The organism is Mesorhizobium sp. M0808 (assembly GCF_040320025.1).
Classification (GTDB): Bacteria; Pseudomonadota; Alphaproteobacteria; order Rhizobiales; family Rhizobiaceae; genus Mesorhizobium.
The window spans coordinates 24,055-41,362 of sequence record NZ_JAMYOX010000004.1; the positions used below are offsets into that span (position 1 = coordinate 24,055).

Consider the following 17,308-nt stretch of genomic DNA (forward strand, 5'->3'; position numbering starts at 1 on the left):
GAAAGGGATGAGGCATCGCAAATGACGGGAACCATGGCAAGCCGGCGCAACGGCGCGTGCTACAAAAAGGGCGGTCATTGGCGACCGCCCCTGATCCGAACCGGGCTTGGGAGGAGGAAAGCCGATCCGACTGCCTGAATCATGCGCCCACCGGATTAACGAGAAGCTAACGCCAACGGCGCACCGGGTTTCCGCCGCCCTACTTTCAAGCTACCAGCGCGAACCGCTCACCGGCTTGGCCGTGCTGCCCGCTGCCGGCACCTTCGCCGCCGTCACCGTCGCCTCGACATGATCGACCAGGGCGTCCGGCAGGCCGAGACGGCCGGCAAGCAGGTCGAGATAGCCGCGTTCGGCCCGCGTGTCCGGATCGATGGCAAGACGCGAGGCGGTGTAGAGTTCCAGCTTTTGCGCATCGGTCTTGGCCCCTGCGATCAGCACATCCAGATCGAGCGGCGCCTCGAGTTCCGACATCAGGAATTTCTCCGCTTCGGCGCCGACGCCGGCGAGGCTGAGCTTGCCGGCGATCTTCTGCCGCTCTTCGTCATCGACATGACCGTCGGCCTTCGCCGCCGAGATCATCGCCCTGACCAGCGTCAGCGTGAATTCGTCTTCGCCCTGCGGCGCTTGCGACGGATGGAACGCGGTATCGGCCGGCGGCGGCAGCAATTCCGGTTCGCCTGCAGCTTGCGTCTTGGCCGGCACGTTGCCGTTCTTGTAGTTCTGGTAGGCCTTGTAAGCGAGGCCGCCGATCGCAGCCAACCCACCAAGCTTCACCGCCGCACCGGTGACCTGGCGGCCTGGGCCGGTTCCGAGCAGCACCGCGGCCAGCGCACCGGCGGCAAGCGGATTGTCCTTGGCCATCTGCACCGCCTGCCCGGCCTTGTCGCGGACGGTCGATCCGGTGCCGGGAATTTGCGAGCCGAGCAGATCGTCGAGGAGCTTCTTGGGATCGAACATCTATGCCTCCAGAATTGGCCCGGCCGAAGGTGCGCGGGCAGGTTTGCACGTCGAAGACCTAGGTCCCGCAGTTTGACATTACAATGACGCGGCGCATCCTTTTGCCCGCTGCCACGCATGAGCTCGAATGGAGGTCTGCTGGGATTTCACGCGGAAATTAAAGTGCTGCAGCCTCCATCCGCGCCAAAAAACGCGTGTCGAAACCAGCTTCGACTTCGAGTAATGTCGCGGCACGTCGCTTGGGAGGAGCCTGGCATGACCGATGAGACAGACCGCCAGCCGGCACGCGATCCCCAGGAGCTGGAGCGCCTGCTGATTTCGCGGCAGTGGGTCGGAGACATTGACGGCATGGCCGCGCTTTTTGAGCCCCATGCAGTCATCGACAGCGGTGGCGGACAACTGACGTTCGGCCGCGAAGCCATCCGGGGGCTGTTCGCGGAGATCACCGCAACCGGCCGAAAATTTCAGTCCGGAGATCAGCGCCCGGCTGTCGTCAATGGCGACCTGGCGCTCACCTCGACCCGGCTTCCCGATGGTACCATCACCACCGAGGTCGCGCGCCGGCAGAACGACGGGACATGGCTGTGGGTCATCGATCGCTTCTCTGTTGCTTGACGTGAAGTTGCTTAACGTGAAGCTAACTTCCGATATGGCGATCGCCGCGCGCTTGCGCCAGCTCGACCTGGTGCTGGCGCTCGGCGTAGCGGGCGCGATCTTCGTCCGAGCGGGCATCGAAGCAATGCGGGCATGAGATGCCGGTGGCATATTCCGGCGACAGCCGGTCTTCTGCGGCCAGCGGATGCCGGCAGGCGCGGCAGAGTTCGGCGTCGCCTTCGAGCAGCCCGTGCGATACCGAAACGCGCTCGTCGAAAACGAAGCATTCGCCTTGCCAGAGGCTCTGTTCGGCGGGCACGTCTTCGAGATACTTCAGAATGCCGCCCTTGAGGTGGAAAACATCCTCGAAGCCGAGCGACTTCACATAGGCCGTCGCCTTCTCGCAGCGTATGCCGCCGGTGCAGAACATGGCGACCTTGCGCCCCTCGAGCTCATGCCGATGCTGCTCGACCCAGGCCGGGAATTCGCGGAAGCTGTTGGTGGTAGGATCGACAGCGCCCTTGAAGGTGCCGAGCGACACCTCGTAGGCGTTGCGCGTGTCGATGACGATGGTGCCCGTATCCGAGATCAGTGCATTCCAGTCGGCCGACGCTACATAGGTGCCTGCACCTGCCGCCGGATCGATATTGTCCACGCCCATGGTGACGATCTCGCGCTTCAACCGCACCTTCATACGATGGAACGGCATCGTTGCGGCGCTGCTGTATTTGATCTCGAGGCCGGCGAGACCGTCGATGGATTCGAGATGATCGATGAGCGCCGCGATTGCCGTTTCACTGCCGGCGACCGTGCCGTTAATGCCCTCACGCGCCAAAAGCAGCGTGCCTTTGATGCCGCGTGCGCAGCAGAAGGCGGCGAGCGGCGCGCGCAGCGCCTCGAAGGTGTCGAGCCGGGCGAAGCGGTAAAGCGCGGCAACGCGGAAGGCTTGGCTGGGAAGTGTCATCACCAAGCCACTAAACGCTCACGACAGCCGGATCAAGGCAGAGCCGGGAGCGGTCTGATCGCGGAAGGTTTCGAACACCACGCGTGACATCGCGACACGCCGCGTTTCGTGGACAGAAAAACCGCCTTCTGCTAACCGGTCGACTTGATCAACAGAGGAGAGACGACGAATGCCCAGCACGACCGAAAAGCTCCTGTCGCTCCTCAACGGCCAGCCGGTCATACCGGTGCTGAAGATCGCCAATCCCGCCGACGCGGTGCCGCTGGCCCGGGCGCTGGCCAGCGGTGGCCTGCCGGTGATCGAGATCACGCTGCGCACCGCCGACGCGCTGGAGGCGATCCGCCGGGTGGCAGGCGAGGTCGAAGACGCGGTCGTCGGCACCGGCACCATCCTGGACGCCCGCCAGTTCGGCGAGGCGGCGGCCGCCGGTTCGAAGTTCATCGTCAGCCCCGGCATCACCCGCGAGCTTCTCGCGGCAGCCAAGGACAGCGACGTGCCGTTGCTGCCCGGCGCCATTACGCCGGGAGAGGTCATGGCCGCCCGCGAAGCCGGCCTGCGCTTTCTGAAATTCTTCCCGGCCGAACAGTCGGGCGGCATTGCCTCGCTCAAGGCTTTCGCCGCGCCGCTTGCCGACGTGAAATTCTGCCCGACCGGCGGTATCACCGGCAAGAACGCCGCCGACTACCTCAGCCTGCCCAACGTCATCTGCGTCGGCGGTTCCTGGGTGGCGCCGGACGATCTGGTCAAGGCCGGCAAATGGGACGAGATCGAAGCCTTGGCGCGCGCTGCGAGCAAGCTCGGGCGCTAGCACCTTCTGCATGAAGAAAACCGCCGCCGATCTGGCCGATCTGGTTCGCCGGCTGGTTCCCGCTCATGGGCTCGAACCACGATTCACGCCTTCAAAGGGCGCTGTCCTACCATTAGACGAAGCGGGAGAATGCCGACCAGTGGTTAGCATCCCTGGATGAAGGAAGCCAGTGCCGGCGGTGGAGGCCGCGCGAGGTGCCCAGCGCGGCCTACTCGGTCTTGAAGCGGGCCACCGACATGAACTTGACGGCTTTGCCGGTGAACCGGTTTGCGTCGGCCATCTCGTTGCCCGGTTGGAAGCCTATCGTATAGACCTCGCTCGGTGCCGTACGGACGAAGTCGTAGGCGTAGCGCGGCGCCGTTGTCGCATCTGAAACGGTTGCGACATACTCACCGCTGTGCAGCGCCCACCGGGCGGCCTGCGGCGCGGCGGCGACCACCACCGGCTTGGGGCCGGGCTTCAGGTCGCGGGCGGTGGCCCTGGGTTCCTTGCGTGTGGTCTTCACGCCTGCACCGATGACGGCGGCCGGATCGGAGCCGGCCGGGCGGGCAACGATGGCCTCGCGCGGCGATGCCCCGTCGCGCGATGCCCCGTCGCGCGATGCCCCGTCGTCGCTCGCCGGTTCCTCGAACACCGATGCTTGCTCGGAAAGCGACGCGACCTTGTATTCGTCGGTCGCGCTGACCCGTTCCAGAACGGCCTTGACCTCGTCGGGCTGGGAACTGTCGGGCCGCGCCGACGGCAATACCGAGAATGCGTCGGTGGCGGTGTTGCTCCGCTCGGCCGCACTCGCCAGCGCCAGCAACACTTGCTTGTCCTGCGGCGCAAGACCCGCCGGCGAAAGATCGGCCGGCAGCGAATGATCGGGCCGCCAGCTCGGCACGGGAATGTTGTTTGCAGCGACCTGCACCGGGCCGGCCGCAGCAGACGGGTCTGCTATGCCGAACGGAACATTTGCCGGTGCCACACCGGCCGGCGCCACGCTTGCCGGCGCTTGCGCGGTCGCCACCGCCTGTTCAGTCGATCCAGCCGCATCCGCCACGCCGAATGGAACGTTTTCAGGCGGCTGGGCGCCGACGTCGGTCTTCGGACGCGGAGCAAAATCCGGCAGCGGGATGCTGCGCGCAGGCAATGCCGCGATGATCGTCTCCGGCGTGTCGTTCTCCGGTTCAGGCGCAGGCGCCGGAGCATCGGCGACTTCCGGAATCTCGGCGCGCTTAGCATCCTGAGGCGCCACGATGGCAATGCCAGGCAGGTTGCTGCTCTTGGCGGACGGCGCCGGCTTCACGTTACGGGGCTTTGGCGCCGGCTCGGCCATCGCCACGTCGGCGCTGTCGTCCGCCTCGTCGTCGCCACCGCCGAAGAGGGCTGCCAGGAACCCACGGGATTTTTTGGCACCGCCGCTTGCGCTGGCGAGTTCAATGGCCGGCGCGCCGGCGCCCTTGCGGGCTTTGTAGGAGGCGAGCGCCTGTTGATAGCCAGGCAGCGGCTTGCCGTCGCTCGGCACATGCAACGTCTTGCCGTTGGGGAACACGCGCGCCAGTTCCTGGCGGCTGATGCCGGGCCAGTGGCGTACATTGCCGACATCCATATGCACGAAGGGCGAGCCGGAGCTGGGATAGTAGCCGACGCCGCCGCCCTGCATCCTGAGGCCGACGTCGCGCAGCTTCTTCAGCGGCACGCCGGGAATATAGAAATCCATCGCCCTGCCGAGCATGTGCTGGCTTTTTTCGGCGACGCCCCTGCTGCGGCTGCGCAACATCGAATTCGTGGCCGGCGAACGATAGCCGCAGACGACCTGGATGTAATCGGTGGCGCCGCTCTCCCGATACGCTTCCCAGACCAGGTCCAGCAGGCGCGGATCCATCTTGGTCGGCTCGTTGCGGCGCCAGTCGCGCAGGATGATGTTGATCTTTCGCAAGCCCGCCTGGTCGTAGCGGCCATTACGCTTGTAGACGATCTCCGCCTTTTCATGCGTGTGGAGATGATAGAGCTTCAGCGAACGTGTCTCGGCGCTGGCGCCGGTTGCCGCCGCTGCAAGGAACCCGACGGCAACAATCACCGCTGCCAGCCATCTCGGCCAGACGCTCATGTGATAATGCCGCCCGTTTTCGTGTCGTTCGATTCTGTTCAAATCAAAAGGCCTTGCAGGCTGCCGTTTTGTCCCCGGATTTGACCAAACGGATGCGTGGTGTGTGCATCCGAATATCGATCCTAATGGTTAATCATCGCTTATTGAAGCCGAAATGCGGTAACACGGTGGCGATATCCCGCCAAAAATATTGCGCAGGATATCTTGGTAAACCGCTGGTTTAGATCATGTTTTGGCGCCAGCTCGAAACACGATCTGTTACCGTCCGCCTTAATACGTGAACACTGTGGCGAACACATCATTTCGAGGCGCAGTTGCGTGGAATGATGTCCGGATGAGAACCGGCTTGGCCCTGTGACTCAGGAAGCGAGCCGTTCGACGCGGCCGGTTTCCGGGTCGATGCCGTATTCCTTGAGCTTGCGGTAGAGCGTCGACCGGCCGATGCCGAGGCGGCGGGCGACTTCGCTCATCTGGCCGTTATAGTGATCGATGGCGAGCTTGATCATTTCGAGTTCGACGTCGGCCAGCGCACGCACATTGCCGCGCTCGTCGAGCGCCCGCAGCGTGCCGAAACGAGGCTTGGCTGGTGCATCGGCGTCGGCGGCTGCGATGCCGCCAGCGGCCGATATGTTGTCGCGCGGCTGGCTGCCCGAAGCCACTCCGGAAGCTGGCCACCCTGGAGTTGGCCCCCCTGAAGCTGGCCACCCTGGAGCTGGCAAGGCGATACCCGAATCGAGATTGACCGTGCCCTCGACTTGCGCCCGGATCTGCGGGAATTCTTCTTCGGTCAGCATGTCGCCGTCGGCGAGCACCGAGGCCCGGAAGACGGCGTTTTCGAGCTGCCTTATGTTGCCCGGCCAGTCATAGGCCTGCAGCATGGCAAGCGCCGCAGCCGAGATGCCTCGCAGGCGGTGGCGCGGATCGGCGGGCGCCACCTTCTCCATGAAGTGCTCCACCAGATAGGGGATGTCGTCGCGACGGTCGCGCAATGGCGGCACGAAGATCGGATAGACGTTCAGCCGATAGAACAGGTCCTCGCGGAACTTGCCGTCCTTGACCTGCTGCAGCAGGTTGCGATGGGTTGCCGAGATCAGCCTGATGTCGACCCTGACGGCCGAGCGCCCGCCAACCGGATCGACCTCGCCGTCCTGTACGGCGCGCAACAGCTTGACCTGCACGTCGAGCGGCAGGTCGCCGATTTCGTCAAGGAACAGCGTGCCGGTGTGCGCTTCGACGAACTTGCCGGTATGTTTTTCGGTGGCGCCGGTGAACGAGCCCTTCTCGTGCCCGAACAGGATCGATTCGACCAGATTGTCTGGGATGGCGCCGCAATTGACGGTGACGAAGGGTTTCGAGCGGCGGTCGCCGCTGCCCTGGACGGCGCGCGCCACCAGTTCCTTGCCGACGCCGGATTCACCTTCGATCAGGATCGGAATGTTGGACGCCGCCGCCTTGCGGCCGAGCCGGATCACCCGATCCATCGCCGGACTGTGGGTGATCATGTCCTTGAACGTCAGATGGCCGCCGCGCTGCCGTGACGAGCGCTTCACTTCGCCTTCGAGCGCTTCGACCTTGAGGGCGTTGCCGATCGACGCCTGCAGCCTGTCGGGAGAGGCCGGCTTGACGACGAAATCGAAGGCGCCGTGACGCATTGCCGAAACGACGGTTTCGATGCCGCCCTGCGCGGTCTGCACGATGACGGGAATGTGGATGCCGCGCTCGCGCATCGCCTTCAGCACGCCGATGCCATCGAGGCCCGGCATCATCAGGTCGAGGATGACCACCGACACGTCGCGCGCATTGGGCCCGTCGACGAGATCGAGACCGGCCTCGCCGCCATCGGCGACGATCGCGGTGTGGCCGAATTTCGTCACCGCCGCCTCGAGCAGCCTGCGCTGCACGGGATCGTCATCGACTATGAGTATGGAAGCTGCCATGACTGATCCGACCGTGCCCGCCCGAGAATGCGCCCTATGGATCATCTTGGCACAGGGTTCTAAATAAGCTTTCAAAAAACCCGGTGAATGAATTCCTTAGGATTTGACCGGCTTCTCGTTTCCTCGAATTTTTGTGTCTGGAAGGATCGGCAATGCGCATGGTTTTTGCTCGAAAGCTGGCGGCGGCGCCCGGTCAGGGCGTGGCGGAGCTTGGCGACCTGCCGGAATGGAATCTGGCCGATCTCTATTCGGGCATGGAAGCGCCCGAGTTGAAGCGCGACATCGCCAAGGCCGCCGTCGATGCCATCGCCTTCGAGAGCCGTTGGAAAGGCACGCTCGCCGCCGAGGCCGGGCGTGGCAGCGCCGGCAGGCTTGGCGAGGCGCTTCAGGCCTATGAAGCGCTGGAGGAGCTGATCGGCCGGATCGTCTCCTATGCCGGGCTTGTCTATGCCGGCAACACGTCGGATCCGCAACGCGCCAAGCTCTATGGCGACATCCAGGAAAAGATGACCGATGCCAGCGCGCACCTGCTGTTTTTCGCGCTCGAGCTGAATCTCATCGACGATAGCGCGATCGAAACCGCACTCGCCGCCGATCCCGCCTTCGCCCACTACCGGCCCTGGGTGCTCGATCTGCGCAAGGACAAGCCCTATCAGCTCGAAGACCGCATCGAGCAGCTCTTCCATGAAAAATCGATCACCGGGCGCGGGGCCTGGAACCGCCTGTTCGACGAGACGATGACCGATTTGCGCTTCGACGTCGACGGCGAGGAGTTGACACTGGAGCCGGCACTCAATCGCCTTCAGGATGCCGACGGCGAGGTGCGCCGCCGGGCATCCGAGGCGCTGGCCACGACCTTCCGCAAGAATTTGCGCGTCTTCACGCTGGTCACCAACACGCTGGCCAAGGACAAGGAGATTTCCGACCGCTGGCGCGGCTTCGAGGACATTGCCGATTCCCGCCATCTCGCCAACCGCGTCGAACGCAGCGTGGTGGATGCACTCGCCGCCGCGGTTCGCGACGCCTATCCGCGCCTGTCGCATCGCTATTACGCGATGAAGGCGCGCTGGCTTGGCATGGAGGTGATGAACCACTGGGACCGCAATGCGCCATTGCCCGAGACCCCACAGGCGGTCATCGGCTGGGACGAGGCCAAGAACACCGTGCTTTCCGCCTACCAGCGCTTTTCGCCCGACATGGCGGAGATCGCCAGAACTTTCTTCGACCGCAGCTGGATCGATGCACCGGTGAGACCTGGCAAGTCGCCTGGCGCCTTTGCCCATCCGACCGTGCCTTCGGCGCATCCCTATGTGCTGCTCAACTACATGGGCAAGCCGCGCGACGTGATGACGCTGGCGCACGAGCTCGGCCACGGCGTGCACCAGGTGCTGGCCGGCGGCCAGGGCGCCCTGATGGCATCGACGCCGCTGACGCTGGCCGAAACCGCATCGGTGTTCGGCGAAATGCTGACCTTCCGCTCGCTGCTCGAGCAGACCACCGACAAGCGCGAACGCAAGGCCATGCTCGCCCAGAAGGTCGAGGACATGATCAACACGGTCGTGCGCCAGATCGCCTTCTACGAGTTCGAGCGCAAGGTGCATGCCGAGCGCAGGAGCGGCGAACTGACCTCCGACAAGCTCGGCCAGTTCTGGTTGGAAGTGCAGGCGGAAAGCCTCGGGCCGGCGATCAAGCTGCGCGAGGGGTACGAGGTTTTCTGGACCTATATTCCGCATTTCATCCACTCGCCTTTCTACGTCTATGCCTACGCATTCGGCGATTGCCTGGTGAACTCGCTCTACGCGGTCTACCAGAACGCCGAGCGCGGCTTTCAGGAGAAATATTTTGCCATGCTGCGCGCCGGCGGCACCAAGCATCATTCCGAGCTTCTGGCGCCGTTCGGCCTCGACGCGGCCGACCCTGCCTTCTGGCAGATTGGGCTTGGCGTGATCAGCGGACTGATCGACGAGCTGGAAGCACTGGACAATTGATGCGCAACACTGGGTGATGCGCAACACCGGATGACCGGGTTTTCCAGAACAGTTTAGCAGCAATGCATATTGGCGATGGTTCTATTCTTGTCTTGGTTATTTGTTCTTAAATAACTTTCCATGGAAGTTTTTCGTTAGATTCCCGTAAGCTGTATGATAGCGTCCGCCCTCAAGCTCAGCCGGGCACGAATGGATCCGGTCGGAAAATCCCGACCTGTCATGGCGTGTCGGCGGATGCGACAACGGCTGTTGGCCAGGGGCAAACCGGTCGCCGACGGCTCGATCGAAGCCGGCTGTTCTGCAAATTGCGGAACCACCATCGAATGGTCCTTCGCCGAGGTCATGGCTCTACAGGCCAGGGCGGACGGATCGGACTGGAGAGAGAAAGACAATGGGCACTTTTTTCTACATGCTCCTGGCGTTCCTGGTAGGTGTGTTGGTTGGCTGGTTCATTTGGGGACGCCTGCGTGGCGAACTCGACAGTTTGCGCGGCGAGCTAGACCGCACGCGCAGCGAACGCGACAGATTGCGGGCCGATAGCGACCGTCTGACCGGTGAGTTGGATGCATGCGGCCGCGCCCGCGCCGATCTCGAACGCCGGCTGGGCGAGGCGAAAACCACCCAGGCGCCAACCGCGAAGGCGGCAACAGCCAAGGCGCCAGCCGCCAAGACCGGCGCGACCAAGGCGGCGATGCAGGCGCCGTCAACGCTGATGTCGACATCCGCACCGGCCAAACCGGCGCCGAAGAAATCTGCAACGGCGAAGGCCGCGACCGCGCCACGCGCAAGTGCCGCGAAAACGGCAACACCGAAACCGCCTGCATCGAAAGCGAGCGCCGCGCCGACGACCGCGCCAGCGGCAAGCAAGGCCGCGCCATCTGCAAAGAAAGCCGCGACCGGCAAGGCAACAGCCACCGCGGCAGGCAAAGCCAACGATCTGCGTCGCCTGATCGGCATCGGCCCGACCAACGAGCGGCTGCTCAAAGGGCTTGGGGTCACGACCTATGCCCAGATCGCCGCCTGGACGCCCGACGATGTCAAGCGGATCGAGGCGACGTTGAATTTCGACGGCCGCATCGAACGTGAACGCTGGATCGAGCAGGCGAAACTGCTTGCCGCCGGCGACGAAAAGGAATTTGCGCGCCGCTTCCCGACCGCGGGAGAAGCCAGCAACACCTGATCCATCGCAGGCGGCATCTGGAACAAGGCGGCGCCCTCGGGCGCCGCTTTTGTTTTTGCCGCCGCGCCTTTGCGTCTTGAGACGCCGTTCCCTCGATTGCGCACGGTCGAGCCCCCATATAGATCGATCGCTGGTGACCGCAGCATCCGAGCCTTATGTCCCTGCCCCTGCCCTTTGCAATTTTCAGGAACGACGAGACCGCGCGGCAGCTCGTTTTCGACCGGCCGGCCGAGATAATCGCAGCGCATGGCGAGGCGGATTTTTTGCCGGCGCTGGAAGCCGCGCAGGCTGCACATGACGGCGGCAAATGGCTGGCCGGTTATTTCTCCTACGAGGCCGGTTACCTGCTCGAACCCAAGCTCGTTCCGCTGCTGCCGGCCGGCCGCCGCGCCCCGCTTTTCTGCCTCGGCGTGTTCGATGCGCCGGTCGAGGAGACGGTCGCGCCAGGCGATCTGCCGGCTAGCAACGGCCCAATCTTCGACGCCAAGGCAGCCTGGTCTTCGGACGACTACGCCAAACGCTTTGCCAGGCTGCATGACCACATCCGCAAGGGCGACTGCTACCAGGGCAATCTGACCTTTCCGGTCCATGCGCAATGGTCGGGCGATCCGCTGGTCGCCTTCAACGCGCTGACCGAACGCCAGCCGGTGAAGTATGGGGCCCTGGTCGCGCTCGGCGATCCGATCGTCTTGTCGCGTTCGCCCGAACTGTTCTTCGAGGTGGACGCGGAAGGCATGATCGAGACGCATCCCATGAAGGGCACCGCGCCGCGCGGGGCAACAAAAGCCGAGGACGATCGCCTGAAAGCGTTCTTGCGCAACGACGAGAAGAACCAGGCCGAGAACCGGATGATTGTCGATCTCCTGCGCAACGATATTTCACTGATCAGCGAGGTTGGCACGCTCGATGTGCCGGAGCTTTTCCGCATCGAGAGCTACCCGACCGTCCACCAGATGGTGAGCCGTGTGCGGGCGAAACTCTTGCCCGGCCTCGCCATCCGCCAGATTTTCGCCGCGCTGTTCCCCTGCGGCTCGATTACCGGCGCACCGAAGATCCGCGCCATGGAGATCCTGCGCGAGCTGGAAAGTGGCCCGCGCGATGTCTATTGCGGCGCCATAGGCTGGATCGCGCCCGGCGGCCGGATGCGCTTTTCCGTGGCGATCCGCACCATCTCGCTCTTTGCCAATGGCGAGGCGGTCTACAATGTCGGCGGTGGCGTCGTCTTCGATTCGACAGCCGAAGAGGAGTACCAGGAGTGTCTGCTGAAAGCCCGTTTCGCGACGGGAACACTGCCGATTTCGAACTGATCGAAACAATGCGCTGGGAACCCGGCTCGGGTTTCCTCCGTTTCGACCGCCATCTCGCGCGGCTCTACGGCTCGGCAAGCGAACTCGGTTTCGCCTGCGATCCGCAAAGGGTCGGCGAAGCACTGATGAATGCGGTCGGCCCCCAGCACATCGCATTGCGCACTCGCCTCGTCCTGTCGCGCAAGGGCGAAGTCGCGGTTTCGGCGCAGCCTTACGAGCCGCTCGCCGCAGACAAGGTCTGGACACTTCAACTGGCACGGGTGCGGCTTGATTCGAGCGACACGCTGCTGCGTCACAAGACCAGCCGCCGACAACCCTATACGCGCGCCCGCGCCGAATATCTCGCCAGCCGCGCCGACGAGGTGCTGCTCGCCAATGAGCGCGGCGAAATCTGCGAGGGCACGATCACCAACGTCTTTGCCGATTTCGGCGACGGCGTGCTGGCCACGCCGCGGCTCGATTGCGGCCTGCTGCCTGGCGTCCTGCGCGGCGAACTGCTGGATCAAGGCCGCGCCGGTGAAGCGCTCTACACGTGGAACGAACTGCAATCGGCCAAGGCGCTGTTCGTCGGCAACTCGCTGCGCGGATTGATCCCGGCGCGGCTGGGCTGAAGCATCTGGAGACAACAATGTTCGTGGTTTCGCTGAACTACAAGGTGCCGCTGACCGAGATCGACTGCCTGCAGCAAGCGCATGTCGAGTGGCTGAAGGCCTGCTATGCGCAAGGTATCTTTGTCGCCTCCGGGCCAAAGCGGCCAAGGACCGGCGGCATCATCATCGCGCGCGGTCCACGCGAGGAACTCGATGCCAGACTGGCGGACGATCCCTTCGCCAAGGCAGGTGCCGCCGATTACGAAATCACCGAATTCACGGCGAGAATGGCCGCCGCCGCACTGGAAGCCTACAAAGAAGCATGAGTTTCCGCACACCGACCCACACACCCTATGACGGCTCGTCGAAACTGTTCACCATCGGGCTGAAGCCGCTCAATCTCGATAGCTGGATCGAGGTCGACGAATATCTGCTGCCCTATCTTGCCGAGAAACGCCGGCTTTACGCGGAAATTCCCGACAAGGTTTTTGTCGAGGAGCAAGCAACGCGCGACGCCCAGCGCGAAGTGCTCGATCTGCTCGGTGCGCATCTGGCGGCGAACTTTCCTGAGACCCACAGGCGTACCGACAATGCGATCGAGGCGATCGGCGGCACCGACGATCTCGAAGGCTCGGGCACCGCAGCTTCTTTCAGCGATGCGCCGCTTGTCGCGGCCTCGCTGCTTGTGCAGGAGGATTTGATCCTGATGCGCCGCGACGACAGCGGCTGGCGTCTGGCGGCCGGCTCGCTCTGCTTCCCCTCGTCATGGTCGCTGATCGAAAAATTCGGCAAGCCGCTGCAGCAGATCCACGCGCCGGTACCGGGTTTCGGCCCGGGCACACGCCCGGCCGATCTCATCAACCGCATGTTCGACGGCCTCCAGGGCCAAGCCGTCGAGCGCTACAACTGGTCGATCCAGGCGGGCGACGCGCTCTACCATCCGCTCTCCAACCTCGAACGTATCGACCGCGCCAGCAGTCGCCCGTCGAGATTCCCGGACGGCGACATCGACGCCCATGTCTTTATCCGGGTCGAGCGGCAGACGCTGAGAAAGCTCCCCGTTTCGGGCGACGTACTCTTCACCATCCGCATCCATCTCGACCCGCTCGCCGTGCTGGAACGCCACCCCGACCGCGCGGCGCTCGCGGCGTCCTTGGCCGAACAACTTCTGGCGCTGGACGAGGCACAACTCGACTACAAGGGGATGACCGCCGACCGTGACCGGCTGGTCGCGTGGCTCAGGGCGCTGGCGCTGTCCTAGAGCAGTTCATCGTCTCACGGAAACGCCGAACCGCTCTATCTCTTTGTTTCTGCGCAATCCCGGACGGAAAACCGTTTCACACCTTTCCTGGAATTGCCCTAAATCGCAGCCAGGCCCAGCAGCAGGATCGCGGACATCGCGGTAAAGACGGTGACGTTGACGTCCCACCGCCAGCCCGCCGGTCCAAACGGCGGCCGGAACGGCAGATAGCCGTTCTCGTCATACAGCACGCCGCCATAGATCGGCCGCGAGAGCATGGCCGCGAAGAATGCTCCATACATAGCCGCGGCCAATCCCCCGGCGAGATAGAGCCGCTCGGCTTCGAGTTGTCCCTTGATCCAGATAAGTCCGAGCGCAATCAGCGCCACTCCGGTGTAGCTCAGCACCTGCCAGACGACATGAAACCGGGCGTGTGGGGTCCACAACGGATTGGTTGCATGTGTGGCGTTCAAGTCGGCTTTGATCGTCGCTACACCGTAACCCACAGTCGCGACGCTTAGCAGAATTCGAGCAAGCAGATGACTGTCATAAGCGAGTTCCATCGCATTTTCCTCCCCTCACGCCGGAACGACTTGAATGGCACCCTGGGCACAGAAGAGCTGCCCATCGGCCAGCCGCGCATAATTATGGACGATCCCCTGCCATCCTTTCGGTGCGACGGACTCCCGGCCCACCGATTGTCCACGTGCCCGGACAGGCAATGCGCCCGCTTCTGGCCGGCTTCCCGCTCGACGATGAAAGGCTCGACGGTTTCAAACAGGGTTTGGCGGAGGCGAATTTGTCGATCGACGATGTCCCGATCCTCGAGACGATCCCAGGCGAGCCATCTGCCGGAGCAGTGGTGTTCGACAGGGCGCCTGAAGCAACCGCGATCCTGACCATGTCGGATTGGCAGGCGATCACAATACTGGACGAGGCGGTTCGCCGCGGCATCGGCGTGCCGGGCCACGTATCGGTCGTTGGCTTCGATGGGACTGCTGAATCCGCACGCACCACGCCTCCGATGACCACTGTGGCGCAAGACGTGATCGGAAAAGGCAGGCTTGCCGCCCGAATGGTTATTGACAATGAAGCCCCCCCGCCAGGTCGTTCTGCCGGTAGAACTGGTGGTTCGAGCCTCCACAGCCGCGCCGAGGGCAAAAATCCGCTGAAACGCGCGGATGCGCCATCCGCATCTGGGGCGGCGCTGGCAGCGTCTTTTCGCTGAGCAGCGTCTGGCACTGAACGGGGCACAACTTGACTATAAGGGCCTGACAGCCGACCGTGACTGTCGGCGGAAGACAACTGTAACTTGTGGCTTGGGGGAACAATGATCCAGCATCTTGGCAGGCCGGTCACGTTCATGGCCGCGATCCTGGTACTGTCGATAGCAGCTGAGGCGGAGCCGAGGCCTGCGCCGACGATCTGCTGGACCTGCCGGTCTCCGAGGCACGTGACCTCTTCAAGCCTGAATTCGCAAGACTGGTCGAGCCGTAGCCGGGATGGCGCGGTGTAACGCCGGCCGTCCGCTTTTCGCTTTATTGTGACAATGATCTATGGTTTGTCGCGCCGCGGCCAAGCCGCTGTTCCGAAGCGTTTTTTGAGGGAGTAATCGATAAATGGCGAATGAAAACTGGCCCGTTTACGGTGAGATCACCGGCCCTGTCGTGATGATCGGCTTCGGCTCGATCGGACGGGGAACGCTGCCGCTGATCGAGCGCCATTTCAAATTCGACAAGTCGCGCATGACGGTCATCGACCCGCGCGACGCCGACCGCAAATTGCTTGACGAGCGCGGCATCACTTTCATGCAGGATGCAGTGACCAAAAAGAACTACAAGAAGCTGCTGACACCGCTTTTGACCAATGGCGGCGGCCAGGGCTTTTGCGTCAACCTGTCGGTCGACACTTCCTCGCTCGAGTTGATGAAGCTCTGCCGCAAGCTTGGTGTCCTCTATATCGACACGGTGGTCGAGCCCTGGCTCGGCTTTTATTTCGACGAAAAGGCCGACAACGCCTCACGCACCAACTATGCGCTGCGCGAGACCGTACGTACTGAAATCGCGAAGAGCCCGGGCGGCACCACGGCGATCTCGTGCTGCGGCGCCAATCCGGGCATGGTCTCGTGGTTCGTCAAGCAGGCACTGGTCAATCTCGCCACAGATCTTGGCTTCGACTTCTCGGAACCCGCGCAGCACGATCGCGAAGGCTGGGCCAGGCTGATGAAGAAGGCCGGCGTCAAGGGCATCCATATCGCCGAGCGCGACACCCAGCGCACCAAGAAGCCCAAGCCGATGAACGTGTTCTGGAACACCTGGTCGGTCGAAGGCTTCATTTCGGAAGGGCTGCAGCCGGCCGAGCTCGGCTGGGGCACGCATGAGGCGTGGATGCCGAAGAACGCCAAAAGCCACAAGAACGGTTCGAAGGCCGCTATCTATCTGGAGCAGCCCGGCGCCAATACACGCGTGCGCACATGGTGTCCGACGCCCGGCCCGCAATACGGTTTCCTGGTGACACACAACGAAGCGATCTCGATCGCCGATTTTTTCACCTTGCGCGGCAAGAAGGGCAAGGTGCAATACCGGCCGACCTGCCATTACGCCTATCATCCCTGCAACGACGCAGTGCTGTCGCTGCACGAGATGTTCGGTGTCGCCGGCAAGGCTCAGCCCGTGCATCACGTGCTCGACGAAAATGAACTGGTCGATGGCGTCGACGAACTCGGCGTGCTGCTCTACGGCCACGCCAAGAACGCCTACTGGTACGGCTCGCAGCTATCGCTGGCCGAGGCGCGCAAGCTGGCGCCCTATCAGAATGCTACGGGCATGCAGGTCACGTCGGCGGTGCTGGCCGGCATGGTCTGGGCGCTGGAAAATCCCGAGGCCGGCATCGTCGAAGCCGACGAGATGGATTACAAGCGCTGCCTCGACGTGCAGAACCCATATCTCGGGCCGGTCAGGAGCTATTATACCGACTGGACACCGCTCGACAATCGGCCTGGTCTGTTTCCCGAGGATCTCGACACCAAAGACCCGTGGCAATTCCGCAACATCCTCGTTCGATAGCAGCGTTGCCTCGACACTCCGCCAGCTTGCAATCGCCCGGAAATCGGGCGATTGAAGAGGGGCGGCCTAGAGCGACGTGCGTCCATTTGGACGCACAAAGTACGCTCTAGCACTTTGAATGTGCGCATCGTGCTTTCCGAAAATCGGATCGATTTTGGGCCGATGCGAGAGGAGAGGATCTTGAAGATGACGATTGCGCAAAGACTGCTTTCGGCTGGCATTGCCGCGGCCGCTACGGTCGCGTTGGCGGCCTGCACGACAACCGGCCCAGGCGAGCCGCCGGTGATCACCGCCAAAGGGGTTGAAGGCTCCTGGATCGACGCGCAGGGCACGGGCTTGTCCACCTTCAAGGGCGGCAGCTTCGCGACCGTCGCAACCGACACCGGCCAGAAGCTTGCCGATGGCAGCTACACCATGACCGGCGGCACCTCGGTCGAGATCCATGGCACTTCGCTGATCCGCCAGACGCCAATCAGCTTCAACTGCTTGATGGTCTCCACCAGCCAGCTCAATTGCACCAGCGCGAGCGGACAGAATTTTGTGCTGACCAGGCGCACCTGAAATCCGATTCCGAATTTACTTTGCA

The 17,308-nt window shown here is 63.2% G+C and carries 17 protein-coding genes and 1 tRNA gene; 11 read left to right on the forward strand and 7 right to left on the reverse strand.

Annotated elements, in window-relative coordinates; genetic code table 11:
* Positions 1-210 precede the first annotated feature (210 nt).
* Positions 211-957, reverse strand: coding sequence for a tellurite resistance TerB family protein (locus NKI25_RS07490; RefSeq protein ID WP_352682432.1), 747 nt, complete (start codon positions 955-957; stop codon positions 211-213).
* Between the two features lie 255 nt (positions 958-1,212).
* Here NKI25_RS07490 and NKI25_RS07495 point away from each other — a divergent pair, with 255 nt between their 5' ends.
* Positions 1,213-1,572 (forward strand): YybH family protein, encoded by a 360-nt coding sequence (locus NKI25_RS07495; protein WP_352682433.1) that lies wholly within the window; start codon positions 1,213-1,215, stop codon positions 1,570-1,572.
* Between the two features lie 22 nt (positions 1,573-1,594).
* On the opposite strand, the gene trhO is transcribed toward NKI25_RS07495, so the two are convergent.
* On the reverse strand, positions 1,595-2,515 hold the full coding sequence (gene trhO / locus NKI25_RS07500) for an oxygen-dependent tRNA uridine(34) hydroxylase TrhO (RefSeq protein WP_502897341.1): 921 nt from the start codon (positions 2,513-2,515) through the stop codon (positions 1,595-1,597).
* An 18-nt stretch (positions 2,516-2,533) separates the two neighbouring features.
* On the reverse strand, positions 2,534-2,695 hold the full coding sequence (locus NKI25_RS07505; RefSeq protein ID WP_352588071.1) for a hypothetical protein: 162 nt from the start codon (positions 2,693-2,695) through the stop codon (positions 2,534-2,536).
* On the opposite strand from NKI25_RS07505, the gene NKI25_RS07510 reads away from it, so the two are divergent.
* Positions 2,685-3,323 (forward strand): 2-dehydro-3-deoxy-phosphogluconate aldolase, encoded by a 639-nt coding sequence (locus tag NKI25_RS07510; protein WP_352998301.1) that lies wholly within the window; start codon positions 2,685-2,687, stop codon positions 3,321-3,323. The genes NKI25_RS07505 and NKI25_RS07510 overlap by 11 nt on opposite strands.
* Positions 3,324-3,376: 53 nt before the next feature.
* On the opposite strand, the gene NKI25_RS07515 is transcribed toward NKI25_RS07510, so the two are convergent.
* From NKI25_RS07515 to NKI25_RS07525, 3 genes are all read right to left on the reverse strand, one after another.
* Positions 3,377-3,450: transfer RNA gene (locus tag NKI25_RS07515), tRNA-Gln, on the reverse strand.
* Positions 3,451-3,531: 81 nt separating this feature from the next.
* Positions 3,532-5,415: a peptidoglycan L,D-endopeptidase MepK gene (gene mepK / locus NKI25_RS07520; protein WP_352998302.1), complete on the reverse strand. Its 1,884-nt coding sequence runs from the start codon at positions 5,413-5,415 to the stop codon at positions 3,532-3,534.
* Positions 5,416-5,774: 359 nt separating this feature from the next.
* Positions 5,775-7,352, reverse strand: a complete 1,578-nt coding sequence (locus NKI25_RS07525; protein WP_352616227.1) for a sigma-54-dependent transcriptional regulator — start codon at positions 7,350-7,352, stop codon at positions 5,775-5,777.
* Between the two features lie 152 nt (positions 7,353-7,504).
* Here NKI25_RS07525 and NKI25_RS07530 point away from each other — a divergent pair, with 152 nt between their 5' ends.
* The 6 genes from NKI25_RS07530 to NKI25_RS07555 all read left to right on the forward strand — a co-directional run bounded on the left by NKI25_RS07530 (position 7,505) and on the right by NKI25_RS07555 (position 13,678).
* Positions 7,505-9,340 carry a M3 family oligoendopeptidase gene (locus NKI25_RS07530; RefSeq protein WP_352641179.1) on the forward strand — a complete coding sequence of 612 codons (1,836 nt, stop codon included), beginning with the start codon at positions 7,505-7,507 and terminating at the stop codon, positions 9,338-9,340.
* 391 nt (positions 9,341-9,731) lie between these two features.
* Positions 9,732-10,520: a helix-hairpin-helix domain-containing protein gene (locus tag NKI25_RS07535; RefSeq protein ID WP_352620394.1), complete on the forward strand. Its 789-nt coding sequence runs from the start codon at positions 9,732-9,734 to the stop codon at positions 10,518-10,520.
* Positions 10,521-10,675: 155 nt separating this feature from the next.
* Positions 10,676-11,827 (forward strand): aminodeoxychorismate synthase component I, encoded by a 1,152-nt coding sequence (locus tag NKI25_RS07540; protein WP_352588086.1) that lies wholly within the window; start codon positions 10,676-10,678, stop codon positions 11,825-11,827.
* On the forward strand, positions 11,776-12,438 hold the full coding sequence (locus tag NKI25_RS07545; protein WP_352620392.1) for an aminotransferase class IV family protein: 663 nt from the start codon (positions 11,776-11,778) through the stop codon (positions 12,436-12,438). The genes NKI25_RS07540 and NKI25_RS07545 overlap by 52 nt, the downstream gene beginning before the upstream one ends.
* Before the next feature lie 17 nt (positions 12,439-12,455).
* Positions 12,456-12,743, forward strand: a complete 288-nt coding sequence (locus NKI25_RS07550; RefSeq protein ID WP_352454072.1) for a YciI family protein — start codon at positions 12,456-12,458, stop codon at positions 12,741-12,743.
* Positions 12,740-13,678 (forward strand): heme-dependent oxidative N-demethylase family protein, encoded by a 939-nt coding sequence (locus tag NKI25_RS07555; protein WP_352568133.1) that lies wholly within the window; start codon positions 12,740-12,742, stop codon positions 13,676-13,678. Before NKI25_RS07550 ends, NKI25_RS07555 begins: the two co-directional genes overlap by 4 nt.
* A 98-nt stretch (positions 13,679-13,776) precedes the next feature.
* Here the strand turns inward: NKI25_RS07555 and NKI25_RS07560 are convergent, their stop codons facing one another.
* Entirely contained in the window at positions 13,777-14,220 is a 444-nt protein-coding gene (locus NKI25_RS07560) for a DUF6640 family protein (RefSeq protein ID WP_352568134.1), read from the reverse strand.
* Between the two features lie 158 nt (positions 14,221-14,378).
* Here NKI25_RS07560 and NKI25_RS07565 point away from each other — a divergent pair, with 158 nt between their 5' ends.
* From NKI25_RS07565 to omp10, 3 genes are all read left to right on the forward strand, one after another.
* Positions 14,379-14,885: a substrate-binding domain-containing protein gene (locus NKI25_RS07565; RefSeq protein ID WP_352568135.1), complete on the forward strand. Its 507-nt coding sequence runs from the start codon at positions 14,379-14,381 to the stop codon at positions 14,883-14,885.
* A gap of 391 nt (positions 14,886-15,276) precedes the next feature.
* On the forward strand, positions 15,277-16,722 hold the full coding sequence (locus NKI25_RS07570; RefSeq protein WP_352568136.1) for a homospermidine synthase: 1,446 nt from the start codon (positions 15,277-15,279) through the stop codon (positions 16,720-16,722).
* A gap of 186 nt (positions 16,723-16,908) precedes the next feature.
* The gene (omp10, locus tag NKI25_RS07575; RefSeq protein ID WP_023720183.1) at positions 16,909-17,283 is read left to right on the forward strand and encodes an outer membrane lipoprotein Omp10; all 375 of its coding nucleotides are present in this window, start codon (positions 16,909-16,911) and stop codon (positions 17,281-17,283) included.
* The last annotated feature ends 25 nt before the right edge of the window (positions 17,284-17,308 follow it).